This window comes from Bradyrhizobium roseum (assembly GCF_030413175.1).
Classification (GTDB): domain Bacteria; phylum Pseudomonadota; class Alphaproteobacteria; order Rhizobiales; family Xanthobacteraceae; genus Bradyrhizobium; species Bradyrhizobium roseum.
Window position 1 is genome coordinate 2,916,282 of the sequence record NZ_CP129212.1, and the last position, 21,464, is coordinate 2,937,745.

Genomic DNA, 21,464 nt, shown 5'->3' on the forward strand with positions numbered 1-21,464 from the left:
GTGTAACAGATCGCCTTGACACAAAATCAATCCAAAGGGGACACAATCTCAGCGAGTAGCGCTGAGACGCTATACGTCACGGTGCACAAGACATCGCAGATAAATCGCTCTAGGGGGGCAGGCAGATGCGGGCTTTGATCGACACTCGCTGGGCGGTGACACGATCTTCTGAACTCGTGACCCAATCTTCCGCGCCGCGGCGCAGCGTTGCAACGGCGCTGGTTCTTGTCGCGATGACGGGGCCGGCTTTCGGGCAGGGCCTTCCGGCGCCAAGCGCCACCGAAATCCGGATCGGCAACACAGCGCCCTACACCGGTCCGGCGTCCGCCTATGGCATCATTGCCAAGGGCTTCATCGCGTACCTGGAAAAGACCAACGCCGAAGGCGGCATCAACGGTCGCAAGGTCAATGTGATCACCTACGACGACGCCTATGAGCCGACCAAGACCATGGCGATGACCCGCAAGCTGGTCGAGGAAGACAATGTTCTTCTCACGCTCGGGACCATCGGCACCAACACCAATGCGGCGATCCAGCCTTATCTCAACTCGAAGAAGGTGCCGCACCTTTTCGCCCTGTCGGGTGCGGCGGCCTGGGATCAGCCGCAGGAGTTTCCCTGGACCATCGGCTTCCTGCCGACCTACACGGCCGAGGCGCAAATCTTTGCGCAATATCTTCTGGAGAACCATCCGCGCAGCAAGATCGCCGTCCTCTACCAGGATGACGGCATGGGCAAGGAATATCTCAAGGGCCTGAAGGACGGCCTCGGCGGCAAGATGCCGATCGTGGCGGAAGCCACCTACAAGGTGAGCGACACCAACATCGACGCCCAGATGGTCAAGCTCAAGGCCTCGGGTGCCGACGTCCTCATGGAGTTCACCACGCCGAAATTCGCGGTCATGGCGATCAAGCGAAGCGCCGAACTTGGCTGGAGGCCGCTGCAGTTCGCCGCCTCGATCTCCAATTCGTACACGGCCGTGATTCAGCCGGCGGGCCCGCAAAATGCGGAAGGCCTGCTGTCGGCGGCCTACCGGCTCGAAGGCGAAGACGTGGCGTCGGCCGGCGAGGCGGTGTTCCGGGACTGGAGCAACTTCATGCAGCGCTATATGCCGGGCATCAGCAAGACCAACGGCCAGGCGGTGCTCGGCTATCTCGTCGGCAAGCTGACGGTCGAGGTGCTGAAGAACTGCGGCGACGACCTGTCGCGCGAGAATATCATGCGGCAGGCCCGCCTGCTCAAGGGCATCCAGCTCCCGATGATGGTGCAGGGCATTTTGATCAACACCAGCCCGTCCGACCATGCGCCGATCGAGCAGATGCGGATGATGCGCTTCACCAACGGCCAGTGGCAGCACTTCGGCCCGGTGCGCAGCGGCGTCGACGCTGGCGCGGTCAGCGAGTCCTTCAAGACCATCTTCAAATACGGCACGGCCACCAAGCGCGATCTGGCCAACCAGCTCAACGCCAACACGGTGAGCCTGATGACCGGCTCGTTCGGCTCAACCTACGCGCAGGTCGGCGCCGATCTGGCCTCGGTGCTCGACAACGGGACGGCGCTGCGAATCCTGCCGGTGATGGGCCGCGGCTCGGTGCAGGCGGTGTCCGACATCCTGCTGCTGCGCGGCGTCGACGCCGGCATCGTGCGCAAGGATACGCTGTCCTATCTGGACCGCAAGGACTTTGCCAAGGACATCCGCAACCAGTTCGTCTATGTCGCCAAGATGTTCAACGAGGAGATGCACGTTCTCGCGCCGAGGACGATCAAGAGCGTGCGCGATCTCGACGGCAAGACCGTGGTGGTCGATCTGCCCGACAGTTCGACCTTCGTGACGGCAATCAACGTGTTCGAGCAGCTCGGCATCCGTCCGCACCTCGTCTATCAGGAGCCGCGGCTGGCGATCGACCAATTGCGCAAGGGGGAGGTCGACGCGATCGTGGCGATCGAAGGCAAGCCGGTGCAATGGCTGAACCAGATCACGGACCGCAATCTGCATCTGGTGCCGGTCGAGTACGCCAAGAACCTGCAGGAGGAATATCTGCCCTCCAAGCTCTCGTCGCAGGACTATCCGAACCTGGTGGCGGATGGCGCCTTGGTCGAGACGATTGCGGCCGAAGCCGTACTGGCGTCGTACAATTGGGCGCCGAACAGCGACCGCTATCGCCGGCTCGCGCTGCTGGTGGACACCATGTTCGACAAGGTGACGCAGCTGCAGCGTCCGCCGTTCCATCCAAAGTGGAAGGAAATGGCGCCGCGCGCCACGGTATCGGGGTGGACACGCTTCAGGGCGGCGCAGGAATGGCTCGATCGCAACATGCCGCTGTCCTCGGGGACGGCGGCGGTGTCAGGCGCCGTGCCACCGCCGCCGCGAGGTTCCGTAGGCTCCGCCGCACTTGCCCCGCAGGACCCGCTCTATCGCGAATTCCTGGAATGGCGGGCCAACCGCGCCAAGTCTGCCCGATAATAGTGGCAACACTCGATAGACATCGGGGCGCGCCGTTCAATTCGGCGCGCTCTTCTTCGAAAGCCGCCTGAATATTCGATCAGACGACCAACCGGCCCTGGCGCTCGGCGACCGCGATCTGCACTTCGGTTCCCGAATTGAAGTCAAGGCGATCGGCTTCGATGCCGTCGCTGAAGATGACGCCGTTTTCCGGCATCAGCGACCGGACGCTGAGCTGTTCGGATCGCGCCAGCCGGCCATAGACGAGCTTCACCTGCGATGTCCGGCTTGGAAACGGCTCGCGTACCGCAAATCGCAATTCCTCGCAGTCCCACGGTTGCGGCGCGTAAGCTGGCGCGTCCTCGTTCGCGCTGCCGAGCGCGGCGGCGATGGCGAGTGAACCAGTGACGATGCTCTTGAACCACGCGGTCGAGCCGAGGCCGGTCGAGACGATCAGCCCGCTCGACGACTGCGTTTCTTTCTGCTCGCCTGCGGCGATCTGGTAGATCGCTGAGGTATGGGAGCGGGTCCCGATGAAGATGTCGTTGACGGCGTGGAGCACCTGGCCATTGGCCAGCGTCGCCTTGGCCATCGTGACGGACTTGAAGTCGCGCCGTCCAGCCGCGACCTCCCGCAGCAGCGCGGGGAGGTCGACGGGTTCGAACGGCAGCAGAATGCCGTCGTAGCGACCGGCGTCGGGGTTGAGGCCGATCAGCGGGTGGCCGTCGAGATATTTCATGGTGTTGGCGACCAACCCATCCTGGCCGAGGGCGACCACGATGTCGGCCGGACCGAACATGAAGTTCGGCAGAAAGCTCCGTTCGATGATCTGGTAGCGGCCCCATTGCTCCAGGGTCTGCACCGTGCGGCGCTGCTGCGCGAGATAGATGTCATGCTCGCGCTGATAGTCGGAGAAGTCGGCGCCGAGGTGCTCGACGTAGAACCGCGCCTGCGCCGGCGTCAGGTATTTGGCGATCAGGTCCTCCAGCCGGGTCTTGCGGGTGACCAGGATCACCTTGCGATCATTGTTGGCGGGCATGGACAGCCCCCGTGGACTTCGGCTTTTCCATCAGCGCCTGCAACAGTTCCGGCGACACGTTGAGCTGCCCGATCCGCTCGGCCTTTTCGGCAATTCCGGCGAAGGCCTGGGCGATCAATTGGCCGGGCTGCATGCCCGCGGCGGCAAGCGCCTGCACCACCCTGGTGTCGATGCCCTCGAATATCTTCATCAGCGCGCCAACCCGGTAGGCTTCCGCGTCGGCCAGCGTTCGGGTGTTTTCGGCGTTGAGCGCGACGAAGTCCTTGCGCTTGCCTTCGAGCGAGATGTCTGCGGTCATTCCGGACTCGCGCAGCTCGTTCTGCTTGGCCACCACGCTGGCCTCGGCGTCCATCTGGGTCTCGCGGATGGAGCGCTTCTTCTGCTCGACGGCGATCTCGGTATCGAGCTCGCTCTCGCGGATGGCGCGTTCCTGCTCGACGGCAAAGTTGCGCCGCGCGAAGATCGCCTCGTCCGCGCTCTTGAGGATGGCCTCACGCGCTTCCGCTTCGAGCGCCTTGGCGGTGTCGGGCGTCGGCTTCACGCCGCGGATCGAAACGCCGAGGATTTCAAGTCCCAGGGAGGCGATGTCCGCGCGGTTCCTCAGTCCTGATGCGATGATGTCGGCGATACGGTCGGAGGCCTGCAGCGCTTCCTTGAGCGTCAGTTCCTTCACCGCCTGCTGGGCCAGCACTTCCACCGTACCCAGGATCCGCTGTGGCAGCTTCTCCGGATCATCGGATTCGTAGGTCTTGCCGTCGGCCTTCAGCGTGAAGTTGAGCATCGAGGCGGCCCGCTTCGGCTCGCCAATACGATAGGTGACGTGGCCCTGGATGGTGAGGGCCTGAAAGTCGCGGGCGATGTGCTGGAAGATGAAAGCCGCGTCCCGGCTTCCAATCGGAACTGCGACCAGCGAGCTGACGGGCGCGTAGTACAGCGTGGAGAGCCCGGCACCTTCGCGGGTAACCTCGCCGGCCCGGTATTTCATCAGATAGGTGGTGGGCTGGGCTTTGACGAAGCGAATTCCGAACATGACGCTCTCCATAAGTGGGTCTGGACAACTAAGTAAGTTGGACTGTACAACTAAGTATGTTACTGTCAAGCAGGTAATCGAGAAGGTTCATGGTGATGGCAGACGACCGCGAAAAAGCTCTCGACGGGCCGGGGAGGCTGGACTTTCCGAGGCCGCTGACGACGGTCGACGTCGTCATCTTCACCGTCAGGGAGGGTGTGCTTCAGGTTCTGCTGATTCAGCGGCCGGCGGATGAAGACGAGCCGTTTCCTGCGGCCTGGGCGCTGCCGGGCGGCTTTGTCGACACCGGCCGAGACGCCGACCTGCAAAGCTGCGCGGTTCGCAAGCTGAAGGATAAGACCGGGGTGGTCAGTCCTTATCTCGAGCAATTGGGAAGCTGGGGCAGTGCTACCCGCGATCCGCGTGGCTGGTCCGCCACGCATGCGTACTTCGCGCTGTTGCCCGCGGCGCCCCTTGCGGGCGCGGGAGCTGCCGACGCGCGGTGGTTTCCGGTGGGCACCAGCAAGGGCAAGCTGAAACTAGCCTTCGATCACGCCGAAATTCTGGAAACCGCGATCCAGCGGCTGCGCAGCAAGGTCGAATATACGTCGTTGCCAGCCTATCTGATGCCGCCGGAGTTCACGCTGCCGGACCTGCAGCGGGTGTATGAGATCGTACTTGACCGCCCGCTGGAAAAGAGCGCGTTCCGGACCCGCATGCTGGCGGCCGATCTGATCGAGCCGGTAGCGAGGATGCGCAAAGGTCCCAACCGGCCTGCGCAGCTGTATCGCCTGAAGAAGACCAAATCACCGATCTATTTTGCCCGGACCTTCAACCCGCCGGGCTGATCCGACTTCCACGGCCGCACGCGCGGCAGGTGGATAGCGTCATGCCGGCAATGCAGGGCTCATTGACACAAAATAGTGTATCGCCTTGGTATCGCAGCGGCGGGGGATGATCCCCGCGCCACCACGCCAAAAAATTCGGAGGAAGTTCATGTCGGCTCTGCCACTTTCGGGCATCAAGATTCTCGACCTGACGCGGGTGCTCGCGGGTCCCTTGTCGGCGCAGATGCTGGCTGATCTCGGCGCCGAAGTGATCAAGATCGAACGCCCCGCCGGCGGCGACGACGCCCGGGCCTTCGGCCCGCCCTACCTGAAAGACCCCGAGGGCAAGGCGAACAACAACAACTCGTTCTACCTCTGCGCCAACCGCAACAAGAAATCGGTCACCGTCAATATCGCCACGCCGGAAGGACAGGACATCGTCCGCGAACTGGCCAAGTCCTGCGACGTGATGATGGAGAACTACAAGGTCGGCGATCTCAAGCGCTACCGGCTGGATTATGCGTCGATCAAGGCCCTCAACCCCGGCATCATCTATTGCTCGGTAACCGGCTTCGGCCAGACCGGGCCTTATGCACCGCGTGCCGGCTACGACGCGATCCTGCAGGCGATGGGCGGGTTGATGAGCGTCACCGGGCATCCCGACGGCGAGCCAGGCGCAGGCCCGATGAAGGTCGGCCCTTCCATCGTCGACTACATGACCGGCATGAACTCATCGATCGGCATCCTGTCGGCGCTCTACCACCGCAGGGCCAATGGCGGGGAGGGGCAGCATGTCGACGTCTGCCTGTTCGACACCGTGATCGCCTCGCTGTCGCATTACGCGCAGATATTTCTCGTCAACGGCCAGACCCCGCCGCGGCGCGGCACCTGGGGCAATGGCGGCATGCCGGCCGGCGTGTTCCGCTGCACCGACGGCGAGTTGATGCTGGTGGTGGGCAATGACGGCCAGTTCCAGCGCACCTGCGCGGTGCTGGGCAGTCCCGAACTCGCGACCGACCCGCGCTTCGTCAAGAACAACGACCGCGTCGCCCACAGCAAGGAGATCATGGCGATCTTCGCCGGGCTGTTCCTGAAGAAGCCGGTGGCCCATTGGCTGGACGAGCTGGAAAAGGCCGGCGTGCCCTCAGGGCCGATCAACAATTTCGAGCAGGTGTTCGCCGACCCCCACGTCCAGTCGCGCGGCATGAGGGTCAAGGTCAACCACCCCTTGGAGCCTGACCTGTCGCTGATCCGCAACGCCATCACCTTCTCCGGTACCCCGGTAAAAGATTATCGCGCGCCGCCGCTGCTCGGCGCCGATACCGCGGACGTGCTGGCGACGATCGGCTACGATGCAGCGAAGCTGGAAGCGCTGCGGGAGAAGAAGATCGTCTAGCACGGGAACCGAGCTGTCCCGCCAACACATCGAGAAATGAAATGCGCCGCTTCCTCGCCGCGGCCCTTTTGTTTGGTGCGTTCGTCTGCCCCACGGAGGCGGATGCGTTCGATTGCCCCGTTCTGGGGAGCCATCTATTTCAGGCCGCTGATGGCGTCGAGGCTCCGGCAGAACGGCAACGTCAGGATTTAGAGGCCCGCGCTGTGCTTGCTCGGCTGGAGCGGACACCCATCATATTTCGTGGGCGCCTCGCCTCGGCGCGCTATCTATCCGACCCTCGCAAGACGAATACTCCGTTCAGCATGCTTGTCTTCGATCATGTCGAAGTCTGGAAAGGTCGTTTGCCCAACGCTTCCGTTGATAGGAAGGCTTTCATTGTGCTGCGGGAATGGTGCGATGGCAGCTGCGGCGACCGTCCGGCGGCGCATTGGTGGCCTCGCGGCAAGTCCACCGTCGTTGGTGCCGATCCGAATGAATCGGCCGATCCATCGAAGGTACTGGACTCCGAAAACAGGCGGGTGATCCACAAAGGGCGCGTCGATGCCGTCATGGGAATGTGCGGTGGTGGCCCGCTGACCCCGGCTGCATTGGAGCTCTTGAATGCTTCTGACGAAGAAGTTGCCCGCCTGAAGCGTGAATATCCGCCGCGACGCCGGGATTAGAGGCATGCTCGCTGGGAAAAGAAGGTCGTCTGATCTTTCTCTTCCGGTCATTCCGGGTTCGCGCTTCGCGCGCCCCGGAATGACGAGGAGAGGGCGCGGCGTCTGGTTCAGGTCCGCACTTGGGCGGCATACCAATGCCAATCCAGAAATTGGCGATGCTGGTTGGCATGACCGACGGAACTGATCTGGTTAGAGGACTTTCTGGCGCTCGCCGATACGCTGAACCTTCGCCTGTTACTGACTTCCGGAAAGACTTCAACGATGATCGGTCATGATGTGCCTGAAGTGTGCCAGCGCGTTCGTTGCTTTCCCGGGGACACGAACTTGGCTTCAGAGATCCTGCCGCGTCAGCCTGCCCTGCGGCGAGGGCGACCGGGCGACCGCCTTCTTCGCCGGCGCCTCGCCGCCGGATAGCGCCATCACCGAGACGGAAACCACGCGGTCTATGATCGCCTGAACGTCGTTGAGGTCGCATTGTCCTTCGGACAATTTCGTCAGCCGTTCTTTTTCGCGGATCGTGTGGTGCGACATCGCCAGCGCGAAATGCAGACCCCAGTACAGATCGGCGTCGTCGCGGCCCGGCATCGCGCGGCGCATCGCCGCGATGAATTTGCGCAGATGGTCGACCTCGCGGTTCTTGATGCGGCGGATCGGCGCCACCGACTCGATCGAGGCGCGGATCATGAAGCGCGCCGCGGTCGAGCCCTCGCGGTCGGGGCCAAGGCAGCCGCGCAGCGTGGGGCCGACCAGCGCGCGCAATATGGCGTCGATCGGCGCGTGACCGCCGCCGCTCTCTTCGGCCTGCTTCAATTCATTCAGCCGTTCGCGGTTGGTGGCGAGGCTGCGGCTGACGAACAGTTCGGCGATCAGTTCGTCCTTCGAGCCGAAATGATAGTTGACCGCGGCGAGGTTGACGTTCGCTTCGGCGACGATGTCGCGCAGCGTCACGTCGCCGAAACCGCGATCGGCATAAAGCCGTTCGGCGGCGGCAAGGATGGCGGACCGGGTCTGATCGCTCGGCATATCTGGCCCCCGCTCAGGTAGTTGCAATTCAAACACTTGTATGAAACTATCGTTTGAAGAGGCGAGAATGTCAATTCACGTTTGCGAACGTGTCGCAATTTCCACCGGGCCGGACTGTCGCAGTCCCTGCCAAATGGCTTGCGGGCCGGCGGCGACGGGCAGACAGTGCGAACAAAATCTTAGAAATCCCACGAGCCGAGGAGCGTCCCATGAACTTCGATATGTCAGAGAAGCAGACGGAATGGCTGAACCGCGTGCGAGCGTTCATGAAGACGCATGTCCGTCCCGCGGTACCGATCTACGACCAGCAGGATGCCGAGGGCCCGCGCTGGAAGGTGATCCCGATCCTCGAGGAACTGAAGAAGAAGGCGAAAGCCGAGGGCCTCTGGAACATGTTCATGCCGCCGAACGCGCATGAGGACGACGAGTTCCGCGGAGCGGGACTGACCAACCTGGAATACGCGCCGCTGGCGGAAGAAATGGGCCGCATTTCCTGGGCCTCGGAAGTGTTCAACTGCTCGGCGCCCGATACCGGCAACATGGAAGTGTTCATCCGCTACGGCAGCAAGGAGCAGAAGCGGAAATGGCTGAAGCCGCTGATGGAAGGCGAGATCCGCTCCGCCTTCCTGATGACCGAGCCGGCGGTGGCCTCATCGGATGCGACCAATATCGAAACCCGCATCGAAAAGGACGGCGATCATTACGTCATCAACGGCCGCAAATGGTGGTCGTCGGGCGTCGGTGATCCCCGCTGTAAGATCGCGATCCTGATGGGCAAGACCGATTTCAAGGCGGCCAAGCACCAGCAGCAGTCGCAGATCCTCGTGCCGCTCGACACCCCCGGCATCAAGGTGGAAAAGATGCTGCCGGTGTTCGGCTTCGACGACGCGCCGCACGGCCACGCCCAGGTGCTGCTGGAGAACGTCCGCGTGCCGAAGGAGAACATCCTGCTCGGCGAAGGTCGAGGGTTCGAGATCGCGCAGGGCCGGCTCGGTCCGGGCCGCATCCACCACTGCATGCGCACCATCGGCAAGGCCGAGGAGGCGCTGGAGAAGATGGTCAAGCGGCTGGCGTCACGCTCCGCGTTCGGCAAGAAGATCATCGAGCACTCGGTATGGGAGCAGCGCATCGGCGAAGCCCGCGCCGATATCGAGATGAACCGCCTGTTGTGCCTCAAGGCCGCCGACATGATGGACAAGGTCGGCAACAAGACGGCGCAGGCCGAGATCGCGATGATCAAGGTCACGGCGCCGAACATGGCGCTGAAGATCATCGACAACGCCATCCAGGCCTATGGCGGCGGCGGCGTTTCCGACGATGCCGGGTTGGCAAAGGATTACGCCCATATCAGGACGCTTCGCCTCGCCGACGGTCCGGACGAGGTGCACAATCGCGCCATTGCCAGACTTGAACTTCGGAAGTATGCAAACGCTACCCATTAGCGGGAGGCCGGAGATGGCGCTCCCCAAGGTTCAAGAAGAAATGTAAGGGAGCGTCATCGTGGCCGACGGCGTCAGGAAAGACGAAGAGTTCTCGGGCACCAAGGAAGTCGAGGAGCGCCATCGCATCAACGAGGCGAACCTCGACGGCTGGATGCGCGAGCATGTCGAGGGCTATCAGGGGCCGCTGAAGGTCCTGCAGTTCAAGGGCGGCCAGTCCAACCCGACCTACAAGATCGAAACCCCCGGCCGATCCTACGTGATGCGGCGAAAGCCGTTCGGAAAACTGCTGCCGTCGGCGCATGCGGTGGATCGCGAGTTCCGCGTCATCGCCGCGCTGGGCAAGCAGGGCTTTCCGGTCGCCAAAGCCTATGCGCTGTGCACCGACGACGCCGTGATCGGTTCCGCCTTCTACATCATGTCGATGGAAGAGGGCCGGGTGTTCTGGGATCCGACGCTGCCCAGCCAGACGCCGGACGCGCGTCGCAAGATTTTCACCAGCAAGATCGAGACGCTGGCCAACCTCCATGTCTTCGACCCCGAGAAAATCGGGCTCGGCGATTTCGGCAAGCCCGGCAATTATTTTGCCCGCCAGGTTGACCGCTGGACCAAGCAGTACCGCGCCTCTGAAACCCAGCACATTCCGGAATTCGAAAAGCTCGCCGAATGGCTGCCCAAGACCGTACCGGCGCAGGCGCGCGCGTCGGTGGTGCATGGCGACTACCGTCTCGACAACATGATTTTCCATGCGACGGAACCGCGCGTGCAGGCGGTGCTGGACTGGGAACTGTCGACGCTCGGCGATCCCATGGCCGACTTCACCTATCTCCTGATGCAGTGGACCATGCCGGGCCTCGTCAATGCCGATCTCAAGGCACTCAACATTCCGAGCCTGGAAGAGGCCGCGCAGATTTACTGCAACGTCACCGGCAGCGCCGTGCCTGACCTGAACTGGTATTTTGCCTACAATCTGTTCCGCCTCGCCGGCATCACGCAGGGCATTGCCGGGCGCGTGCGCGACGGCACCGCAGCCAACGCCAAGGCGCTGGAGTCGGCGGCGCGCACCGTGCCGCTGTCGAAAGCCTCCTGGGAATACGCGCAGAAGGCCGGCGCGACCTGACGCGCGCCGTTCCTTGGCTCTCTCCCCGAATATCCGCGGCAGCCTGCTGATGGCCGTCGCCATGGCGGCCTTCACGACGAACGACAGCATCACCAAGTCTGTGACGTCGGAAATGAATTTTGGCCAGGTGATGCTGGTTCGCGGCATTTTCGCGATCCTGCTGGTCGCGGCCTTTGCCTGGTATCAGGGGGCGTTGCGTCCGCTGCGCACGCTGATGCTCAAGCCCGTTGCGCTGCGCGTCTGCGGCGAGATCGGCGGCACCATCTCATTTATGGCGGCGCTGGTTCACCTGCCGCTCGCCAATACTTCCGCGATTTTTCAGGCGCTGCCGCTTGCGATCACGCTCGGCGCCGCGCTGATCTTTGGCGAGCCGGTCGGCTGGCGCCGCTGGTCTGCGATCGGCGCCGGCTTCGTCGGCGTACTCATCATCGTGCGGCCGGGGCTTGTCGGCTTCAACCAGTTTGCTTTGCTCGCGCTTCTATCCGTGGCGTTCTGCGCGTTGCGCGATCTCGCGACGCGAAGGATTCCCGCGCACATTCCATCGCTGTTCATCACCTTGCTGACGACGATTACCGTGACCTCGGCGGGCGGTCTCATCTTCATTCCGCTCGGTGGCTGGACGCCGCCCTCGACGCACGCGCTCGGCCTGCTGGCGTTCACCTCGGTGCTGCTCCTGATCGGATACCAGTGCATCATCAGCGCGCTGCGCACCGGCGACATCTCGGCGGTCGCGCCGTTCCGCTATTCCGCGCTGCTTTGGGCAATGCTGCTGGGCTATCTCGTGTTCGGCGACGTGCCCGACGCGATGATGGTGCTGGGCGCGTCCATCATCGTAGCCTCCGGCCTCTATGCGTTCTACCGCGAGCGCATCCGCCACCGCGCGCTGGCAGCGGAGAGCTCTGGCCTGCCGCCCGACGGGTTGTGATCGTCGATCAAATAGGCTTGCCAGCATACGGCATCGAGGCGGTGAGGCCACCGTCGACCGGAATCGCCTGGCCGTTGACATAGGACGCGTCGTCGCTCGCAAGGAACAATCCCATCGCCGCCAGTTCATGCGGCTGGCCGGCGCGCTTCAGCGGATTGAGCTGGCCGATCTTGTCGGCGGTGCCGCGCTCCTTGGCGCGGTCGAACACCGGCTTGGTCATGCCGGTCTCGATCAGGCCCGGGCACACCGCGTTGATACGCACGCCGGTGCCGGACAGCGAGTAGGCGGTGGTCTGCACCAGGCTGATGACGCCGGCCTTGCTGGCGCCATAGGGATGGCCGCTGGCGCCGGCCTTCAGGCCCGCGACGGAAGCGGTGCAGACGATCGAGCCGGATTTTTGTTTGATCATGTGCGGCATCGAGTGCTTGATGGCGAGGAACGGCCCGATCAAATTGACGCGCAACACTTCCTGCCAGTGTTCGACGGTCTGCTCGGCGAGCGGCACCAGCCCGCCGCTGACGCCGGCATTGGCCCAGATCGCATCGAGCCGGCCGTATTTCGCAACCGCCTTGTCGATGAAGGCCTTGACGTCGCTCTCGGAACCCGCATCCGCCATTACGGCCTCGACGGTGCCGCCGGCATCGCTGACGAGTTTGGCGGTTTCCTTCACGCCATCGGTCTTGTCGACGATGATCAGTTTCGCGCCCTCTTTGGCGAACAGCACCGATGCGGCTCGCCCAATGCCGCTGCCGGCTCCGGTGATGACGACGGATTTGCCTTCGAGGCGGCCCATGGGTTTCTCCCTCTGATATTTTGCGCGTCGGCGTCTGCCGCCTTGCGGAATTCAAACAAGATTTCAAACGCCCGAGAACAACGCCCAAATCTTTGGCTGGCAAAGTGGCTTGAGACGTTGCTTGCTCTGACGTACAGCGACAATGAACAGTATTGAAGGGTTTTGCCGATGTCCAATGCAGACAAACCGCAGGTGGTGACGACGCGATGGTGGTGGATCCGCCACGCGCCGGTCCGCGAAGACGCCGGTTGCATCTACGGACAGAAGGATCTGGCCTGCGACACCAGCGACCGTGTGGTGTTCGATGCGGTCGGAAAAATTCTGCCGCGCAACGCGGTCTGGTACGCAAGCAACCTGCAGCGCACGCATCAGACCGCGCAGGCAATCTGGGCCGCCGGCTATCCCAAACCGTCCGATATGCCGCATGTCAACGCGTTCGCCGAACAGCATCTCGGTGAATTGCAGGGCATGAACCGCGCGGCGTTTTACGCCAGCCTGCCGGTCGGCACCCACTGGCTCACCGGGATCGACGAACCCGCGCCCGGCGGCGAGAGTTTCATGGACCTCTATCGCCGCGTCTGCGGCGCCATCGAACAGATCACCACCGCGCAGGCGGGCAGGGAGATCATCGCCGTCGCGCATGGCGGCACCATCAGGGCTGCCATCGCGCTCGCGCTCGGCGGCCAGCCGGACAAGGGCCTCGCCTTCGACATCGACAATTGCTCGGTGACGCGGCTCGATCACATCGCGAGCGCCAGCTATACCGGATGGCGGCTGCCGATGGTCAACCAGCAGCCCTGGATCGCGGACGCTTCGCACAACGCGATGCATCAGCCGGCCGGACCGGAGGTTTCGCCGCCGGAAACGAAACTCGCGTAAGCCGCGAGTTGTCGACGGCCGCAAAGGCTGCTTAGCTCCATTCAAAGACAAAGCCGGCATCGCGCCGGATCAACATCGGGGAGAGAGACATGAGCTTGTTCGACATGACCGGAAAAGTCGCCGTCATCACCGGCTCCACGCGCGGCATCGGCCGCGCCATCGCCGAGCGGATGGCCGAGCACGGCGCCAAGGTCGTGATCTCTTCGCGCAAGCAGGACGTCTGCGATGAGGTCACCAAGGAGATCAACGACAAGTTCGGCAAGGGCACCGCAGTCTCGATCGCCGCGAATATCTCGAGCAAGGAAAACCTGCAGCACCTGGTTGACGAATCCAACCGCGCCTTCGGCAAGATCGACGTGCTGGTCTGCAATGCCGCGTCCAATCCCTATTACGGCCCGCTCGGCGGCATTTCGGACGATCAGTTCCGCAAGATTCTCGACAACAACATCGTCGCCAACAACTGGCTGATCAACATGGTGGTGCCGCAGATGATCGAGCGCAAGGACGGCTCGATCGTGATCGTGTCCTCGATCGGCGGCCTCAAGGGCTCGACGGTGCTCGGTGCTTACGCGATCTCCAAGGCCGCCGACATGCAGCTCGCGCGCAATCTGGCCTGCGAATATGGCAAGCACAACATCCGCGTGAATTGCATCGCGCCCGGCCTGATCAAGACCGACTTTGCGAAGGCGCTGTGGGACAATCCGGAGACGCTGAAGGCCTCCACGGCGCGCTCGCCGTTGCTGCGCATCGGTATTCCCGATGAGATCGCCGGCGCCGCGGTGCTGATGGGATCGAAGGCCGGCGATTTCATGACCGGTCAGACGATTGTGATCGATGGCGGGGCGACGATCAGCTGAGGCGTCGCAGTTAGATCGTCGTCATGCCCGGGACAAGCCCGGGCATGACGAGGAGAGAGGCGTGTGGCGTCGGCTCACTCCACCGCCGCGTAGACCAGGTCCCGCAGCAAATTCCGGATGTATTCGCGCTGGCCGGGACCCTGCATCATGAACACGGTGAACAGGTCTTCCGCAGGATCGATGAAGAAGAACGTGCCGGCCATGCCGCTCCAGAAGAACTGGCCGGGCGAGCCCGGGAAAGGTGCCACGCCGCGGTGGGTGCGAACGGCAAAGCCGAGGCCAAACCCGTGGCCGGGCGGCATCAGCGGCGAGTCGACCTTGACGCCGGCGGTGAGATGATCCGAGGCCATCAGTTCCAGCGTCTTGCGGCCGATGATCCTGTTGCCGTCGAGCGTGCCGCCGTTGAGCAGCATCTGCGAGAAGCGCGCATAGTCCATGGTGGTCGAGACCAGTCCGCCGCCGCCGGATTCCATCGCGGGTTTTTCCAGCATATTGAAGAGTTGCACCTTGTCGCCGTTCCACGGATCAGTCGCGAACGGTTCGGCGAGACGGCCCGCATTGGTTTCCGGGGTGTGGAAGGCGGTTTCGGCCATCTGTAGCGGCGCCAAAATGCGTTCGGTCAGGAAGGCGCCGAGCGATTGGCCGGACACAACCTCGATGATGCGGCCGAGCACGTCGGTCGAGCGGCTGTAGTTCCATTCCGCACCGGGCTGGCACATCAGCGGCATGCCGGCGATCAGGGTGGCGTGCTCGGCATTGGTGATCTTGCGGCTGCGCAGCCGCGACTCCTGATAGATTTTCTGCACCGGGCCGTTGCCGGTGTGGTCGTAGGTGAGCCCCGAGGTGTGCCGCAGCAGGTCCTGAACGGTCATGGGCCGCTTGATGGGGACGAGGTCGAGCTTGCCGTCGTTCTCGACGCCGACCTTCTGGTCGGCGAACTCCGGAATGAATTTGGCGACGGGATCGCCGAGCACGAAGTGACCGTCCTCGACCAGCATCATGATGCCGACCGAGACGATCGGCTTGGTCATCGAAAAAATGCGAAAAAGGCTGTCATGCGCCATCGGCGCGCTGGCGGCCGGGCTTTGCCGGCCGATGGCGTCGAACCAGCCGATCTGGCCGCGCCGCGCCACCAGCACGGTGGCGCCGGGCAGGGTGCCCTTGTCGACCTCGCGCTTGAAGGCGTCCGACATAAGCTGCAGGCGGGCGCCCGAAAGCCCGATCGATTCGGGCTTGGCCGTGGGGAGAGAGGGGGTCTGGGGGGCGGACGTCTGCCGGGCGGCGGTCTGGGCGTTCATGGTCTCTCCCGATGCTCTTGTTGTTCTGGTCGTGTTGTTCGTGAAACCCAAGTCTGGCGCAGAAGGCGTGCTTTGGATAGGCCGCAAGCTGCTTCGCCCTTGCAATCGGGGTATGCCCTATGCTTGAAACGGCGCGAACCGACGCATGCGCCGGTTCCCTGCAGGAGTGTAGCTCAATTGGTAGAGCACCGGTCTCCAAAACCGGGGGTCGCAGGTTCGAGCCCTGCCACTCCTGCCAGCTAAATCAAGCACTTAAGTTCAATTTCGACGATGGCCGGCGGTCTTGCTGGACGCCGGGCTGCGATCCGTCGGATTGGTCCGCGGCCGGCGGACCGGCGTGGGCATGCGGCTGCTTTTCGACCCGCTTCGACCAGGACCGATAGTAGGCGACGGCCGTCATGATGGTGATGCCGGTGATTCCAGCGAGCAATTGTGCGGCGATGCTGTTGGAGGTCGTCGTCAGGATAAAATAGCCAATGAATGCGAGGTAGATGCCGACGGTAAACACCTCGAGCGATTGCTGGCCGCATTTGATCAGCGGCTTCCAGACGGCGGCCCGCAGCCCCGGGGCATCGATCGGGATGAATCGCGCGCCCAAAATGATGACGATGGCGAGGTGCAGGAAGCGGTAGGGGGCCAGGTTGGTCTTGTCGTTTGGGTTGAAGGCTTCAAACAGGGCGCGCGGCAGTGCGGTCTGAAGCTGCGGCAACTGCCCGGCCAGCGTCATGACGGCGGCGAACAGCAAATAGACCAGCCCGATAACGAGGACCGTCCTTGAGCGCACCAGGAAATGCATCGTCGTCGCTCCACCGAGCGCCAGCCACGCGCCGAGCATGAACAGAAGCTGCCAGGTGAACGGATTGAAGTACCAGACGCCCGACGGATAAGAGGGCAGGTTCCAGCCGAATTGCCGGGCGTTGAGATACAGCAAGGCGGATCCCAGCATGACCCAGTTGGGGTATCTCAGCATCAGCCAGAGCACCGGCGCAAAAGCGCCCATCAGCACGACATAGAGCGGCAGCACGTCGAGGTTCAGCGGCTTGTAGCGGAGCAACAGCCCCTGGATGATGGTTTCGACCGGTGCGTTCAACAGCGGCGCGACATTGAAACGGTCGATGAGGCCGGGCGCGTTGAAGCGGCCGGCCAGGAAATGGACGGAAGCCAGATAGATCACGAACAGCAGGATGTGGGCGCAATAGATCTGCCAGACCCGGCGCAGCAGCCGCGTCGTTCCGAACACAAAACCGCGCTCGAGCATGCGCCGGCCGAACACCAGGGCCGAGGTGTAGCCGGAAATGAACACAAACAGATCGGCGCCATCGCTGAAACCGTAGTTCCGGAACGAGAACCAGGCCAGGACGCTGGTGGAGACATGGCCAAGGAACATCAGCCAGTTGGCGAGGCCCCGGAACAGGTCCAGCCGCAAATCCCGCGTCGACGGTGGCAGTGCAAGCGCGACCCGCATTCATCCCAGCCCGGATTCGACGTGCCACCAAGGCACGCTGGGGAACGTTAGGGGGCGGGCGACCCGGCCATTTGAGCGAGGTCAATTTCGTGAACGGCTTTGGAAATCCAGGGGGGCGGCGTGGCCCGCAAACGCGTTTGGCTGGGCCGGCGTGCAAAATGACCGCCTGGTCAATGGCTTGGGCTGGCTTTTTGGCGTTTTGCCGGAGCCCTATGCGAAGAATGCGTTGAGGACGGCAACGTCCGACCGGGCGGGGGCTTCGCCCCGCAGATCGGCGTCGATCACCCGCCGGCACGCATCGACCGTCATGCTGTCGCCGAGGTCGTTCGCCGCGTCGAGAACGGTCCAGGCCGTCTCGCCCGAAAATCTTTCCTGGTCTTGGCCTGAATGCAGCCGGGCCATGGTTCTCTTGCTCCCTATGGTGCCCCCAGACTAGCCAACAGCTTTTAAGATCGGGATCGTGGGGATACGAACATTTGAGTAATGGGACTACCGGGGATTAACCAATGGCGGGGGGCGTTTCGGGCAGGGGCGTCGGCAAAAGGGTCCGGATCGGGCGGCCGCGGCACCCCGTACCTTGACCTTTTGCCCGCCGGGCAGTAGATACCCGCCCACCTGCAGCCGGCCCGCTTATCGCGGATATCCGGCGCGGCTTTGAATTCCCCCGAACAATCGAGCCCGCTTGGCGCTCAACCTTCGAGAGAGGGCTGGGCGCGAGAGGGCTTGTTCGGTTTAGCTTAAATCACAATCGTCTCACCAAGGACGCGGTAACCAACGATGGCTTTCAGCCCGTTCAAATTCCTTCAGGAAGTGCGCTCGGAGACCGCCAAGGTCACCTGGCCGACGCGCCGCGAGACGACGATCACCACGATCATGGTGTTCGTGATGGTCGCACTGGCCTCGATCTTCTTTTTCATCTCGGATCTGATCATCCGCTACATCGTCACCTTCCTGCTGGGCGTCCACTGATGAGCATCGGAACCCAATCCATGGACAAGCGCTGGTATATCGTTCACGCCTATTCGAATTTCGAAAAGAAGGTTTCGGAATCGATCAAGGAACAGGCGAAGCAGCGCGGTCTCGAGGACCTGTTCGAGCAGGTGCTGGTGCCGACGGAGAAGGTCACCGAGGTGCGCCGCGGCCGCAAGATCGATGCGGAGCGCAAGTTCTTCCCGGGCTACGTGCTGGTGAAGATGAAGCTGACCGACGAGGCGTTTCACCTCATCAAGAACACGCCCAAGGTGACGGGCTTCCTCGGCGCTGAAAACAAGCCGATGCCGATCTCCGAATCCGAGGCGATGCGGATCCTGCACCAGGTGCAGGAAGGCGTTGAACGTCCGAAGGCCTCGGTGTCGTTCGAGATCGGTGAGAACGTCCGCGTGGCCGATGGCCCGTTCGCGTCGTTCTCCGGCGTGGTGGAAGAAATCGACGAGGCGCGTTCGCGCGTGAAGGTCGCGGTGTCGATCTTCGGCCGCGCCACGCCTGTCGAACTGGAATTCGGTCAGGTCGAGAAGGTCTGATCGATGCTGTCATTGCCGGGCCAAAGCGCGAAGCGCGTCTTCGCGCTAGATGACCCGGCAATCCATCTGCTTCGTAACAAAGCACTTTACGAGGAGGGATGGATGCCCGGGTCAAGCCCGGGCATGACGAGAGTGGAGGCGGCGACGCCTTTGAGAGGCCGTGGGAGGAAGAGGGCGGTCGCCAACCGCTCTTGAACCGAACCACGGACCCTGAAACCGCCGGCCCCGGCCGGCACAACAGGAGTGATAAATGGCAAAGAAAGTGACCGGATACCTGAAATTGCAGGTGCCGGCGGGCGCGGCGAATCCGTCGCCCCCGATCGGTCCCGCGCTTGGTCAGCGCGGTCTCAACATCATGGAATTCTGCAAGGCGTTCAACGCGCAGACGCAGAAGGAAGAAAAGAACACCCCGATCCCGGTGATCATCACCATCTATGCGGACCGTTCCTTCACCTTCGAATTGAAGACGCCGCCGATGTCCCACTTCCTGAAGCAGGCCGCAAAAATCCAGTCCGGTTCGAAAGCGCCGGGCCGTGACAAGGCCGGGCAGGTGACCCGCGCGCAGGTGCGCGAGATCGCCGAGAAGAAGATGAAGGATCTCAATTGCGATTCCATCGATTCGGCCATGAAGATGGTCGAGGGCTCCGCCCGTTCGATGGGTCTGGAAGTTGCGGGGTAACGGGTCATGGCAATCGGAAAACGTTTGAGCAAGGCCCGCGAGGGTGTCGACCGCGAGAAGCTCTACACGCTCGATGAGGCCATCAAGATGGTCAAGGAGCGCGCCAAGTCGAAATTCGACGAGACGATCGAGATCGCGATCAATCTCGGCGTCGATCCGCGCCACGCCGACCAGATGGTCCGCGGCGTGGTCAACCTGCCGAACGGCACCGGCCGCACGCTGCGCGTCGGCGTGTTCGCCCGCGGCGCCAAAGCGGAAGAAGCCAAGGCGGCAGGGGCTGACGTCGTCGGGGCCGAAGACCTGGTCGAGAAGGTGCAGGGCGGCAACATCGATTTCGATCGTTGTATCGCCACCCCGGACATGATGCCGCTGGTCGGCCGCCTCGGTAAGGTGCTCGGCCCGCGCGGCATGATGCCGAACCCGAAGATCGGCACCGTGACGATGGACGTCGCCACCGCCGTGAAGGGCGCCAAGGGCGGCTCGGTCGAGTTCCGCGTCGAAAAGGCCGGTATCGTGCAGGCCGGCGTCGGCAAGGCCTCGTTCTCGGAAGAGAAGCTGGTGCAGAACGTCAAGGCGCTCGCGGATGCGGTGTCGAAGGCCAAGCCTGCCGGCGCCAAGGGCACCTACATCCAGCGCGTGGCGGTCTCCTCCACCATGGGTCCGGGCGTCAAGGTCGAGCCGGGCACGCTGCTCGGCTAGCTGCTGGCACGTTACGTGAATATTGCAGGGCGGAATCGGGCGACCGGTTCCGCCCTTTGCGTTTGACGGTTGGTTGCGTAATCGTCGCTGCGCCGGTTGAGAAGAAAGAAGAACAATGCCCGAGAAGGTCCTGGTCTATTCGCGTTTCCCGAAGGCCCAGCTGGAACGTTTTGGCGAGCGGTTCGAAATCCTGAACGCCGCCGGCAAGCCGCCCAACGACGTCTTTTCCGCCGAACAGCTTGCGGATGTGCGCGCGATGATCGCAGCCGGCGGCAGGTCGCTTGGCGGCGAGATGATGGACCTGCTGCCGAAACTCGGCGCGATCGTCTGTTACGGCACCGGCTATGATGGCGTCGACCTGGCGGCTGCGGCAACACGCAACATCGCTGTCGGCCACAGTCCGGGGGCGAATGCGGCTTCCGTTGCCGACATTGCGGTGACCCTGATGCTGGCGGCGACGCGGCGGCTGCTTCCGGCCGACGATTACGTTCGGAGCGGCAGCTGGGCCGCCGCAAAGCCCTCGCCGATGATGCGCACCCCGGCGGGCATGCTGGGCCGCAAGATCGGCGTCTACGGCATGGGCGAGATCGGTCGCAAGATCGCGGCGCGCGTCGCGGCGTTCGAGACCGAGGTCGGCTATTTCAGCCGCAGCCGGCACGACGTTCCCTATCGCTATTTTCCGACGCTCGGTGCGCTCGCTGAATGGTGCAGCGTCCTGATGGTGGCGGTGCGCGCGGGAGACGATACCAACCACGCCGTCGACGCCGATATCTTGAACAGGCTCGGCAAGGACGGCTACGTCGTCAACATTTCGCGCGGCTCGGTGATCGACCAGCAGGCGCTGGTCAAGGCGCTGACCGACCAGACCATCGCCGGCGCCGGCCTCGACGTGTTCGCGAAGGAGCCGCAGGCGCCCGACGCGCTGACCGCGCTGCCCAACGTCGTCCTGTCGCCGCACATCGGCGGCCATACGTTGGAATCGCACGTCGCGATGCAGGACTGCGTGATCGCCAATCTCGACGCGTTCTTTGCCGGCAAGAAGCTGCCTTACGCGGTGCCGCTCGGCTGATCCGCGCCGCGGCCCTTCAGCGGTTTACTGCAGCCCCCGACACAAATCGCTAAACAAGGGATGGCTTGACGTGCTGGATCGCGGGCGGGCCGCACGGCTTGCCGACTTGCCGGTTCATTTGATCGACAAGCGAAACACGGCAGATCCAGCTGTTGCAAGTCCGACAAAGTCGCACACGGTCCATATCCGTTTTTATCGGCGGGCGACCCTCCGAACGGTTAACCGCCTAGCCCAACAGGCTTTTCCAGATTGGCACACGAGTTGCTGAGATGTTGGCGGGCGACCCTGACGGTGGCCTGATGGGCGTTTCTGCGAACCAACTTG

At 63.1% G+C, this 21,464-nt stretch carries 21 protein-coding genes and 1 tRNA gene; 15 read left to right on the forward strand and 7 right to left on the reverse strand.

The features are described 5' to 3' along the window. Positions 1-176 precede the first annotated feature (176 nt). The gene (locus QUH67_RS13760; RefSeq protein ID WP_320416140.1) at positions 177-2,462 is read left to right on the forward strand and encodes an ABC transporter substrate-binding protein; all 2,286 of its coding nucleotides are present in this window, start codon (positions 177-179) and stop codon (positions 2,460-2,462) included. 79 nt (positions 2,463-2,541) lie between these two features. Here the strand turns inward: QUH67_RS13760 and QUH67_RS13765 are convergent, their stop codons facing one another. Continuing rightward, the gene (locus tag QUH67_RS13765; RefSeq protein ID WP_300947217.1) at positions 2,542-3,480 is read right to left on the reverse strand and encodes a diacylglycerol kinase catalytic domain-containing protein; all 939 of its coding nucleotides are present in this window, start codon (positions 3,478-3,480) and stop codon (positions 2,542-2,544) included. Beyond that, positions 3,464-4,510 (reverse strand): SPFH domain-containing protein, encoded by a 1,047-nt coding sequence (locus QUH67_RS13770; protein ID WP_300947218.1) that lies wholly within the window; start codon positions 4,508-4,510, stop codon positions 3,464-3,466. The genes QUH67_RS13765 and QUH67_RS13770 overlap by 17 nt, the downstream gene beginning before the upstream one ends. Before the next feature lie 89 nt (positions 4,511-4,599). Between QUH67_RS13770 and QUH67_RS13775 the strand changes: the two genes are divergently transcribed. The 3 genes from QUH67_RS13775 (at position 4,600) to QUH67_RS13785 (ending at position 7,374) form a co-directional block, all read left to right on the forward strand. After that, positions 4,600-5,337, forward strand: coding sequence for an NUDIX hydrolase (locus QUH67_RS13775; protein ID WP_407080429.1), 738 nt, complete (start codon positions 4,600-4,602; stop codon positions 5,335-5,337). A 148-nt stretch (positions 5,338-5,485) separates the two neighbouring features. Then, positions 5,486-6,712, forward strand: coding sequence for a CaiB/BaiF CoA transferase family protein (locus tag QUH67_RS13780; RefSeq protein ID WP_300947219.1), 1,227 nt, complete (start codon positions 5,486-5,488; stop codon positions 6,710-6,712). Between the two features lie 41 nt (positions 6,713-6,753). Next, positions 6,754-7,374 carry a hypothetical protein gene (locus QUH67_RS13785; RefSeq protein WP_300947220.1) on the forward strand — a complete coding sequence of 207 codons (621 nt, stop codon included), beginning with the start codon at positions 6,754-6,756 and terminating at the stop codon, positions 7,372-7,374. Positions 7,375-7,704: 330 nt separating this feature from the next. Here the strand turns inward: QUH67_RS13785 and QUH67_RS13790 are convergent, their stop codons facing one another. Continuing rightward, positions 7,705-8,397 (reverse strand): TetR/AcrR family transcriptional regulator, encoded by a 693-nt coding sequence (locus QUH67_RS13790; protein ID WP_300947222.1) that lies wholly within the window; start codon positions 8,395-8,397, stop codon positions 7,705-7,707. A 209-nt stretch (positions 8,398-8,606) separates the two neighbouring features. On the opposite strand from QUH67_RS13790, the gene QUH67_RS13795 reads away from it, so the two are divergent. Genes QUH67_RS13795 through QUH67_RS13805 form a run of 3 tightly spaced genes read left to right on the forward strand, consistent with a single transcriptional unit; the run spans position 8,607 to position 11,881 of the window. Next, positions 8,607-9,839 carry an acyl-CoA dehydrogenase family protein gene (locus QUH67_RS13795; protein WP_300947223.1) on the forward strand — a complete coding sequence of 411 codons (1,233 nt, stop codon included), beginning with the start codon at positions 8,607-8,609 and terminating at the stop codon, positions 9,837-9,839. A 58-nt stretch (positions 9,840-9,897) separates the two neighbouring features. Beyond that, positions 9,898-10,956, forward strand: a complete 1,059-nt coding sequence (locus tag QUH67_RS13800) for a phosphotransferase family protein (RefSeq protein ID WP_300947225.1) — start codon at positions 9,898-9,900, stop codon at positions 10,954-10,956. A gap of 13 nt (positions 10,957-10,969) precedes the next feature. After that, positions 10,970-11,881, forward strand: coding sequence for a DMT family transporter (locus QUH67_RS13805; protein WP_300947227.1), 912 nt, complete (start codon positions 10,970-10,972; stop codon positions 11,879-11,881). A 7-nt stretch (positions 11,882-11,888) separates the two neighbouring features. Here the strand turns inward: QUH67_RS13805 and QUH67_RS13810 are convergent, their stop codons facing one another. Beyond that, positions 11,889-12,674 carry an SDR family NAD(P)-dependent oxidoreductase gene (locus tag QUH67_RS13810; RefSeq protein ID WP_300947228.1) on the reverse strand — a complete coding sequence of 262 codons (786 nt, stop codon included), beginning with the start codon at positions 12,672-12,674 and terminating at the stop codon, positions 11,889-11,891. 168 nt (positions 12,675-12,842) lie between these two features. Here QUH67_RS13810 and QUH67_RS13815 point away from each other — a divergent pair, with 168 nt between their 5' ends. Then, positions 12,843-13,553, forward strand: a complete 711-nt coding sequence (locus tag QUH67_RS13815) for a histidine phosphatase family protein (RefSeq protein WP_300947229.1) — start codon at positions 12,843-12,845, stop codon at positions 13,551-13,553. Between the two features lie 89 nt (positions 13,554-13,642). After that, a complete protein-coding gene (locus tag QUH67_RS13820) occupies positions 13,643-14,410 on the forward strand; it encodes an SDR family NAD(P)-dependent oxidoreductase (RefSeq protein ID WP_300947237.1) in 768 nt (255 codons plus the stop codon). 74 nt (positions 14,411-14,484) lie between these two features. Here the strand turns inward: QUH67_RS13820 and QUH67_RS13825 are convergent, their stop codons facing one another. Next, positions 14,485-15,708: a serine hydrolase domain-containing protein gene (locus QUH67_RS13825; RefSeq protein WP_300947239.1), complete on the reverse strand. Its 1,224-nt coding sequence runs from the start codon at positions 15,706-15,708 to the stop codon at positions 14,485-14,487. A 162-nt stretch (positions 15,709-15,870) separates the two neighbouring features. Between QUH67_RS13825 and QUH67_RS13830 the strand changes: the two genes are divergently transcribed. Then, positions 15,871-15,946: transfer RNA gene (locus tag QUH67_RS13830), tRNA-Trp, on the forward strand. 6 nt (positions 15,947-15,952) lie between these two features. Here QUH67_RS13830 and QUH67_RS13835 read toward each other — a convergent pair. Both QUH67_RS13835 and QUH67_RS13840 read right to left on the reverse strand, forming a co-directional pair. Then, the gene (locus QUH67_RS13835; protein ID WP_300947241.1) at positions 15,953-17,173 is read right to left on the reverse strand and encodes an OpgC domain-containing protein; all 1,221 of its coding nucleotides are present in this window, start codon (positions 17,171-17,173) and stop codon (positions 15,953-15,955) included. A gap of 210 nt (positions 17,174-17,383) precedes the next feature. Then, entirely contained in the window at positions 17,384-17,575 is a 192-nt protein-coding gene (locus tag QUH67_RS13840) for a hypothetical protein (RefSeq protein WP_300947242.1), read from the reverse strand. Positions 17,576-17,950: 375 nt separating this feature from the next. Here QUH67_RS13840 and secE point away from each other — a divergent pair, with 375 nt between their 5' ends. The 5 genes from secE to QUH67_RS13865 all read left to right on the forward strand — a co-directional run bounded on the left by secE (position 17,951) and on the right by QUH67_RS13865 (position 21,140). Next, a complete protein-coding gene (gene secE / locus QUH67_RS13845; protein WP_300947243.1) occupies positions 17,951-18,142 on the forward strand; it encodes a preprotein translocase subunit SecE in 192 nt (63 codons plus the stop codon). 20 nt (positions 18,143-18,162) lie between these two features. Next, positions 18,163-18,693 (forward strand): transcription termination/antitermination protein NusG, encoded by a 531-nt coding sequence (nusG, locus tag QUH67_RS13850; RefSeq protein ID WP_300948041.1) that lies wholly within the window; start codon positions 18,163-18,165, stop codon positions 18,691-18,693. 250 nt (positions 18,694-18,943) lie between these two features. Then, positions 18,944-19,372: a 50S ribosomal protein L11 gene (gene rplK, locus QUH67_RS13855; protein ID WP_300947244.1), complete on the forward strand. Its 429-nt coding sequence runs from the start codon at positions 18,944-18,946 to the stop codon at positions 19,370-19,372. A gap of 6 nt (positions 19,373-19,378) precedes the next feature. Next, positions 19,379-20,071 carry a 50S ribosomal protein L1 gene (gene rplA / locus QUH67_RS13860; RefSeq protein ID WP_300947246.1) on the forward strand — a complete coding sequence of 231 codons (693 nt, stop codon included), beginning with the start codon at positions 19,379-19,381 and terminating at the stop codon, positions 20,069-20,071. A 115-nt stretch (positions 20,072-20,186) separates the two neighbouring features. Next, complete coding sequence (locus tag QUH67_RS13865) at positions 20,187-21,140, forward strand: 2-hydroxyacid dehydrogenase (protein WP_300947247.1); 954 nt, start codon at positions 20,187-20,189, stop codon at positions 21,138-21,140. The last annotated feature ends 324 nt before the right edge of the window (positions 21,141-21,464 follow it).

Bases quoted from the DNA above. Each gene is read 5' to 3' on its own strand.
- QUH67_RS13765 (WP_300947217.1), bottom strand. From the start codon at position 3,480: ATGCCCGCCAACAATGATCGCAAGGTGATCCTGGTCACCCGCAAGACC.
- QUH67_RS13770 (WP_300947218.1), bottom strand. From the start codon at position 4,510: ATGTTCGGAATTCGCTTCGTCAAAGCCCAGCCCACCACCTATCTGATG.
- QUH67_RS13775 (WP_407080429.1), top strand. From the start codon at position 4,600: ATGGTGATGGCAGACGACCGCGAAAAAGCTCTCGACGGGCCGGGGAGG.
- QUH67_RS13780 (WP_300947219.1), top strand. From the start codon at position 5,486: ATGTCGGCTCTGCCACTTTCGGGCATCAAGATTCTCGACCTGACGCGG.
- QUH67_RS13785 (WP_300947220.1), top strand. From the start codon at position 6,754: ATGCGCCGCTTCCTCGCCGCGGCCCTTTTGTTTGGTGCGTTCGTCTGC.
- QUH67_RS13790 (WP_300947222.1), bottom strand. From the start codon at position 8,397: ATGCCGAGCGATCAGACCCGGTCCGCCATCCTTGCCGCCGCCGAACGG.
- QUH67_RS13795 (WP_300947223.1), top strand. From the start codon at position 8,607: ATGAACTTCGATATGTCAGAGAAGCAGACGGAATGGCTGAACCGCGTG.
- QUH67_RS13810 (WP_300947228.1), bottom strand. From the start codon at position 12,674: ATGGGCCGCCTCGAAGGCAAATCCGTCGTCATCACCGGAGCCGGCAGC.
- QUH67_RS13815 (WP_300947229.1), top strand. From the start codon at position 12,843: ATGTCCAATGCAGACAAACCGCAGGTGGTGACGACGCGATGGTGGTGG.
- QUH67_RS13820 (WP_300947237.1), top strand. From the start codon at position 13,643: ATGAGCTTGTTCGACATGACCGGAAAAGTCGCCGTCATCACCGGCTCC.
- QUH67_RS13825 (WP_300947239.1), bottom strand. From the start codon at position 15,708: ATGAACGCCCAGACCGCCGCCCGGCAGACGTCCGCCCCCCAGACCCCC.
- QUH67_RS13835 (WP_300947241.1), bottom strand. From the start codon at position 17,173: ATGCGGGTCGCGCTTGCACTGCCACCGTCGACGCGGGATTTGCGGCTG.
- QUH67_RS13840 (WP_300947242.1), bottom strand. From the start codon at position 17,575: ATGGCCCGGCTGCATTCAGGCCAAGACCAGGAAAGATTTTCGGGCGAG.
- secE (WP_300947243.1), top strand. From the start codon at position 17,951: ATGGCTTTCAGCCCGTTCAAATTCCTTCAGGAAGTGCGCTCGGAGACC.
- nusG (WP_300948041.1), top strand. From the start codon at position 18,163: ATGGACAAGCGCTGGTATATCGTTCACGCCTATTCGAATTTCGAAAAG.
- rplK (WP_300947244.1), top strand. From the start codon at position 18,944: ATGGCAAAGAAAGTGACCGGATACCTGAAATTGCAGGTGCCGGCGGGC.
- rplA (WP_300947246.1), top strand. From the start codon at position 19,379: ATGGCAATCGGAAAACGTTTGAGCAAGGCCCGCGAGGGTGTCGACCGC.
- QUH67_RS13865 (WP_300947247.1), top strand. From the start codon at position 20,187: ATGCCCGAGAAGGTCCTGGTCTATTCGCGTTTCCCGAAGGCCCAGCTG.